The following is a 5,564-nucleotide window of genomic DNA, read 5'->3' as shown; positions in this document are numbered from 1 at the left end:
CAGCGACAACCTAAACAGGCACTGATCGACGCGCCGCGACAATCACATTCTCATCCTGATTGACGCGCAATCATCATCCAGTTTGTCGCGCTACACGCATCGGCATTTTGCCGGCCGCATCGAGTTGGTTCAAAATGCGAAGCTGAGCCAGGGTTGCCGAGGCTTCCTGAACCGATGTGATCCCGAACCGGCTCGACGTTTCCATCGCCCAGATCAAAGCATCGCTGTAGATGCTGTCGTCATAGGCAGGGATCACCCGGTGGACCGGCCAAGTGGCACGTTCCACGAGCTCTCCTGTTGGTTCGGATGAACCTGGACGCCGAATGATCCTACCGCCCCGGGGATCCTGGCTTTGTGCATCGATGCCTGCCAGCGCCAAAGCCTTGCTGTTCACCAGCGCATGATGGATAGTGTAGTCAAAGAGGAAGACCGCTTTGTCGGGAAACGCTTCGTCCAGAAACGCACGGTCGAGTGTACCCGCCGGGAAGATATTGGGATTGATCTCCCCTGCGATGATCCAGTCCGACAGGGCAGGCGTCCGGCATTTTGGGCAGTTGCACAACTCCTGAACGATCTGCTCAGGACCGGCATTCGGGGTGATCCGGCACTCGTGTTGAAATTTCAACCCGCTGGCGAGAAGATGGATGTGCGCGTCGTGCAAACCAGCCATCACCATGCGGCCTTGGAGATCAACGACTGGGACTGCGCCAGCTTGTTGCAGAATGTCCGGCGTCTTCCCGGTTGCTGCAATCAGGCCATCGCAGACCAGCATGGCATCGACCCAACGCTCGCGTTGCACCCCGGTGTAGATGCGCCCGTTGATGTAAGCGGTCTTGGTCTCGGCACGTACATCCATAGGAACCGCCTCTCGATCCAATGTCTTGAGGCGAACCGCCGCCCCATCCTCGGTGACACGGGCTATCTCCGGCAACACGGAGGCGGTCGGCCCTGGAATTTATCGAGAGCGATATTGCACCATGGGCGAACAGGACGTCTTGCCTGCGCGTGTTCCGCTTTGCTTCGCCGTGTCAAAAAGACGGAGCTGAAGCGAAGGCAATTCAGCGCGCCAACTGTAAGGGCGCACTGTGCCCACCAGTGCCCGGCGACCATTCCTGAGTACACTGCCCGCCGATCAGCTGATTACCGCGCTTGCTGAGTTCGGCCCCCAGCGCATTGTCCTTCTGCAGTCCCTCGGCCAGGGCGCGCATCTGGCCTTACCCCTTCTGGCGCGCTTCGCGGTTGTGCAGCGTTTTCAGATCAACTGGTAAGAGGTGAGCGCGCATAGCGTTTTGAGTCTGCGACCATATCTAAGGGCGTTGATGAAGTCGTGAGGTGGGCAGACAGCTTGCCATGGCTACCGTAGCAGTAACGTTTGATGGTGGTCTTCGCGCTCGAACACGACGACGTGACCGAGTTGAACGAAGCCTTCGCCAGCCAGCCGCCACGCTTAGCCCCCTTGGCATCCGTGCCGACCGTCCGCGCGCCAACCGCAACGGTGGCGCGATCGCGCTCGGTCATCGTGGTTCTCCAGGTTCGGGCTTCGCAACCCAAACCTAGCCGAAAATCACGGTGACCACCCGCGCTGCTGGCCGGACGCTACGGCGCTATACGGAAAGCGCGCACCCGGCCAGCAGCGCTGCCCTCAGGTCCTACACCACGTCCCGAGACGCGACCCAGACGATTCCATTACGACCGCCACGGCAACTTTGGGTCGCCGTTAACTTCCTCATCCCTGCCTTCCGCCGCTGAACTGCTCATCAGAAGCCCATTTCCGCAGCTACGGCAACGTGATCATGCCAGGCGAATCACCCTTAAAATCGGGCTGCGTGTAGGCAGTACCGGTCACCGCCGGACTCAAACCTCCTCAGAGAAAAGTCTTAGGGTATTAGGGAGGGTATCGCTCCTCAAAGGCCATCAAGAAACCGCATGTTTCCGCAGCTTTGCGACCCACTTTCGAGTCCTCTCCTGGCCCACGTTGAACACGTACCGCGGAACGGAGCACGACCCAAGCATCCTAAGGGGCCGCGATCACAAACGCGTTACCCCATTGGCTGAACGTCAATACAAGGATCGCTAGCGGGCTGAGGCCATGTCCTCCAAAGTCGTGGATTCCTGGCGAACCGCTAACCCCACCAGAAGCTCGCCGAAAACATCCCGTCGACAGCAAGCTTCACAGTCGAAGTGGCCTTCTCGCTCAAACCAAGTCTGGGCCTCAACTGCCAGCGCTTGCAGTCAGCAACAAATGAAAGGCATCTCACGCCTTTGGAGTAGCCAATACTGATCGCAAAACGTGCCACAGTGGCACCGCGCGGCTCAGTGAGCTAAGTATCCAGCAAATCCGGCGCAGCAGGAACCAAATCCGCCCTCAAACACCCCTGCCAAGTGACCCGCTCGATGTGGGAAATTTGTGGGAATAGGCGTATAGCAATAAGCATATTTCCAATTTAAATGGTATTTATCATTTACTTATTATGATTGGTTATAGTCCGTCCCCGGCACCATTGCCTTATTCGCCAAAAGTTGAAAAAAGTGCAGTTTTCTGTCATTTTCACTATCGGCCTAACCGCTGACGACCACCTTTGTTCGCCCGCAATCGCGGTAATTCAGGGGGCCACCTTGGGGGCCATCCTGAAAACGGCGAAAGGCGTGGCCCCCAACGGCGCCGAGAGACACCGCAATCCGCAATGCGAAGCCTCAAGCGAAGCCCTATAAGCTGGCGGACGAAAAGGGCCTGTTCCTGCTGGTCCAACCATCGGGCGGCAAACTCTGGCGGCCCGAGTTCCGCGACGAACCGGGCAATCCCAAGCGCGTCGAAAAGAAGGCAAGCTTTGGCGCCTATCCCGGAAGCTAATCCGTACGAGCAGGCCGACGCAAATGCTCAAAGCTTGCCCACCAGCTCCGGCACGGCGGTAAACAGGTCGGCCACCAGGCCCACGTCGGCCACCTGGAAGATCGGCGCGTCTTCATCCTTGTTGATGGCGATGATGGTCTTTGAGTCCTTCATCCCGGCAAGGTGCTGGATCGCCCCGGAAATGCCCACCGCGACATAGACCTGCGGCGCCACGATCTTGCCGGTCTGGCCGACCTGGTAATCGTTGGGCACATAGCCGGCGTCCACCGCCGCGCGGCTCGCGCCAATCGCGGCGCCCAGCTTGTCGGCCAGCGGGGTGATCGTCGCGGCAAAGGTTTCCGCGTCCTTCAAGGCGCGGCCGCCCGAGACGATGATCTTGGCGCTGGTCAGTTCGGGACGCTCGCTCTTGGCGATTTCCGCGCCGACGAAGCTGGAGAGGCCCGCGTCACCCACGCCGCTCACCGCGTCCACGCTGGCGCTGCCGCCGCTCGCCTCGGCCTTGGCAAAGGCGGTGGCGCGCACCGTCACCACCAGCTTGGCATCGCCCGATTCGACCGTGGCGATGGCATTGCCGGCATAGATCGGCCGGGTGAAGGTCTTGGGCCCTTCGACCGAGAGAATGTCGGATACCTGCGCCACGTCGAGCAGCGCGGCGACGCGCGGCGCGACGTTCTTGCCGGTGGTCGTGGCCGGCGCCACGAACGCGTCATGGTCGGCCATCAGCCCGGCGACGAGCGGAGCGACGTTTTCGGCCAGCGCATGGGCATAGGCGGCGTCATCGGCCTTGAGCACGGCGGCCACGCCGGCGATCTGCGCGGCGGCCTGCGCCACGCCATCGATGCCTTCGCCCGCGACCAGGGCGACCACGTCGCCAAGCTGGCCCGCTGCCGTTACCGCGCTCAGCGTCGCGTCCTTGATGGCCGCGCCGTCATGCTCGACCCAGAGAAGAACCTTACCCATCACGCGACTCCCAGTTCCTTGAGCTTGGCCACCAGCGCATCGACATCGGCCACCTTGACGCCGGCCGCGCGGACCGGCGGCTCGGCCACTTTCAGCGTCTTGAGGCGCGGCGCCACATCGACGCCGAGGTCCGCCGGGGTCTTGGTGGCGAGCGGCTTGGACTTGGCCTTCATGATATTGGGCAGCGAGGCATAGCGCGGCTCGTTGAGGCGCAGGTCGGTGGTCACCACCGCCGGCAGCGCCAGCTTGACCGTTTCCAGGCCACCATCGATCTCGCGCTTGACGATCAGATGATCGCCTTCGACGCTGACTTCATTGGCAAAGGTGCCCTGCGGCCGGCCGAGCAGCGCGGCGACCATCTGGCCAACCTGGTTCGAATCGTCGTCGATCGCCTGCTTGCCGGTGATGATCAGGCCTGGCTGTTCCTCGCCGGCAATCGCCGTCACGATCTTGGCCACCGCCAAGGGCTCGACCTCGTCGTCGCTCTGCACCAGGATCGCGCGGTCCGCGCCCATCGCCAGCGCCGTGCGCAGCGTATCGCTCGCCTTTGCCGGCCCCACCGACACCGCCACGATCTCGCTCACCACGCCCTTTTCCTTCAGGCGAATGGCTTCCTCGACCGCGATCTCGTCGAACGGGTTCATGCTCATCTTCACGTTCGCCAGCTCGACACCCGTGCCATCCGCCTTCACCCGCGGCTTCACGTTGTAGTCGATCACCCGCTTCACGCAGACCAGGGCTTTCATTGCAGTGCACTCTCACGAAAGGCGTGGACAGAAACGAAGGGCCGCCCACAATGGAGCGGCCCCCGGATTTTTTGCCTGGCCTTCACCGGGCCAGGTCACGATCAGAAGCGATAAGCGATGGACGCCCCATAGACCGCCGGTTTGCCACGATAGCGGATCAGCGTGTCGAGATAGGTCGAGATCGCCGTGGTGTAGGTCTTGTTGGTCACGTTGCGGCCATAGATCGTCCCGCGCCAACGCCCGTCGGCGGAACCCACGCCAATCCGCGCATCGAGCGTGGCATAGCCGGCGATCTCGAAATCGTCGGCGGGCAGCGCCGCATTGTGGAACGTAGTGTTCTGCCGGCCCTGGTACGTCAGTGTGCCGCCCAGAAAGCCGACGAGGTTGTCACCGATGGGGCGTTCGTACTGTGCGTCAACGTTCGCGCTGAATTTGGGCGTATAGGGCAGCTCGGAATTGCGGAAATTGCCGGTATAGCCTGCAGCGTTATAAACTGCCTGTCCGTCAGGGGTTTTGGAATAGTCTGAGGTCACCTTGGCCTTGAGGTAGGTCGCGCTCGCGCTCAAGTGCAGGCCGGCCAGCGGCTTGACCACCAGTTCACCCTCGATCCCGAAAATATAGGACTTGGGCACGTTGAGCATCTTTTCCAGCAAGCCAAACACGGGATCGGCAATCCGCCCGCGAACCTGCTTGTTGGAATAGTCGTAGTAGAACGCCGCCGCGTTGAGCTGGACCTTACGATCGGCCAGCGGCGCCTTGAAGCCGGCTTCGAATGCCAGCACCTTTTCCTCGGTAGCGGGGGTATATTGCAGGATACGCGAGGCGCCGATCGCCGAGAACGTGCCGGCCTTATAACCTTGGCTGACCGTGGCATAGAGCAGTGTGCCCTGGTCGAACTTGTAATTCACACCCGCGCGGAACGACACGTTGTCTTCCTGCAGGTGGCTGGTGACCGGGCTGAGCGTCGATTTGGCCGTACCCAACAGCAGATCGCCTGATGTCGGGAA

General features: G+C 61.3%; 7 protein-coding genes. 1 reads left to right on the top strand and 6 read right to left on the bottom strand.

Annotated elements, in window-relative coordinates; genetic code table 11:
• Nucleotides 1-73: 73 nt before the first annotated feature.
• From ABIC78_RS21420 to ABIC78_RS21410, 3 genes are all read right to left on the bottom strand, one after another.
• The gene (locus ABIC78_RS21420; protein ID WP_354491951.1) at nucleotides 74-856 is read right to left on the bottom strand and encodes an amidohydrolase family protein; all 783 of its coding nucleotides are present in this window, start codon (nucleotides 854-856) and stop codon (nucleotides 74-76) included.
• A 202-nt stretch (nucleotides 857-1,058) separates the two neighbouring features.
• A complete protein-coding gene (locus ABIC78_RS21415) occupies nucleotides 1,059-1,208 on the bottom strand; it encodes a hypothetical protein (protein WP_169041667.1) in 150 nt (49 codons plus the stop codon).
• A gap of 49 nt (nucleotides 1,209-1,257) precedes the next feature.
• Complete coding sequence (locus ABIC78_RS21410) at nucleotides 1,258-1,518, bottom strand: hypothetical protein (RefSeq protein ID WP_169041666.1); 261 nt, start codon at nucleotides 1,516-1,518, stop codon at nucleotides 1,258-1,260.
• A 1,159-nt stretch (nucleotides 1,519-2,677) separates the two neighbouring features.
• Here ABIC78_RS21410 and ABIC78_RS21405 point away from each other — a divergent pair.
• Nucleotides 2,678-2,851, top strand: coding sequence for an Arm DNA-binding domain-containing protein (locus ABIC78_RS21405; protein ID WP_354491953.1), 174 nt, complete (start codon nucleotides 2,678-2,680; stop codon nucleotides 2,849-2,851).
• Nucleotides 2,852-2,878: 27 nt separating this feature from the next.
• On the opposite strand, the gene ABIC78_RS21400 is transcribed toward ABIC78_RS21405, so the two are convergent.
• The 3 genes from ABIC78_RS21400 to ABIC78_RS21390 all read right to left on the bottom strand — a co-directional run.
• The gene (locus ABIC78_RS21400; RefSeq protein WP_054131887.1) at nucleotides 2,879-3,811 is read right to left on the bottom strand and encodes an electron transfer flavoprotein subunit alpha/FixB family protein; all 933 of its coding nucleotides are present in this window, start codon (nucleotides 3,809-3,811) and stop codon (nucleotides 2,879-2,881) included.
• On the bottom strand, nucleotides 3,811-4,557 hold the full coding sequence (locus ABIC78_RS21395; protein WP_054130344.1) for an electron transfer flavoprotein subunit beta/FixA family protein: 747 nt from the start codon (nucleotides 4,555-4,557) through the stop codon (nucleotides 3,811-3,813). The genes ABIC78_RS21400 and ABIC78_RS21395 overlap by 1 nt, the downstream gene beginning before the upstream one ends.
• A gap of 101 nt (nucleotides 4,558-4,658) precedes the next feature.
• A partial coding sequence (locus tag ABIC78_RS21390; protein WP_354491948.1) for a TonB-dependent receptor domain-containing protein occupies nucleotides 4,659-5,564 on the bottom strand: 906 nt, incomplete at its 5' end.

The organism is Novosphingobium sp. 1529, assembly GCF_040544855.1.
GTDB classification, from domain to species: Bacteria; Pseudomonadota; Alphaproteobacteria; order Sphingomonadales; family Sphingomonadaceae; genus Novosphingobium; species Novosphingobium capsulatum.
This window is presented reverse-complemented; position numbering and strand designations above follow the sequence as displayed.

Coding starts and splice junctions, on each gene's coding strand:
- ABIC78_RS21420 (WP_354491951.1), bottom strand. CDS start 856: ATGGATGTACGTGCCGAGACCAAGACCGCTTACATCAACGGGCGCATC.
- ABIC78_RS21400 (WP_054131887.1), bottom strand. CDS start 3,811: ATGGGTAAGGTTCTTCTCTGGGTCGAGCATGACGGCGCGGCCATCAAG.
- ABIC78_RS21410 (WP_169041666.1), bottom strand. CDS start 1,518: ATGACCGAGCGCGATCGCGCCACCGTTGCGGTTGGCGCGCGGACGGTC.
- ABIC78_RS21395 (WP_054130344.1), bottom strand. CDS start 4,557: ATGAAAGCCCTGGTCTGCGTGAAGCGGGTGATCGACTACAACGTGAAG.
- ABIC78_RS21415 (WP_169041667.1), bottom strand. CDS start 1,208: ATGCGCGCCCTGGCCGAGGGACTGCAGAAGGACAATGCGCTGGGGGCC.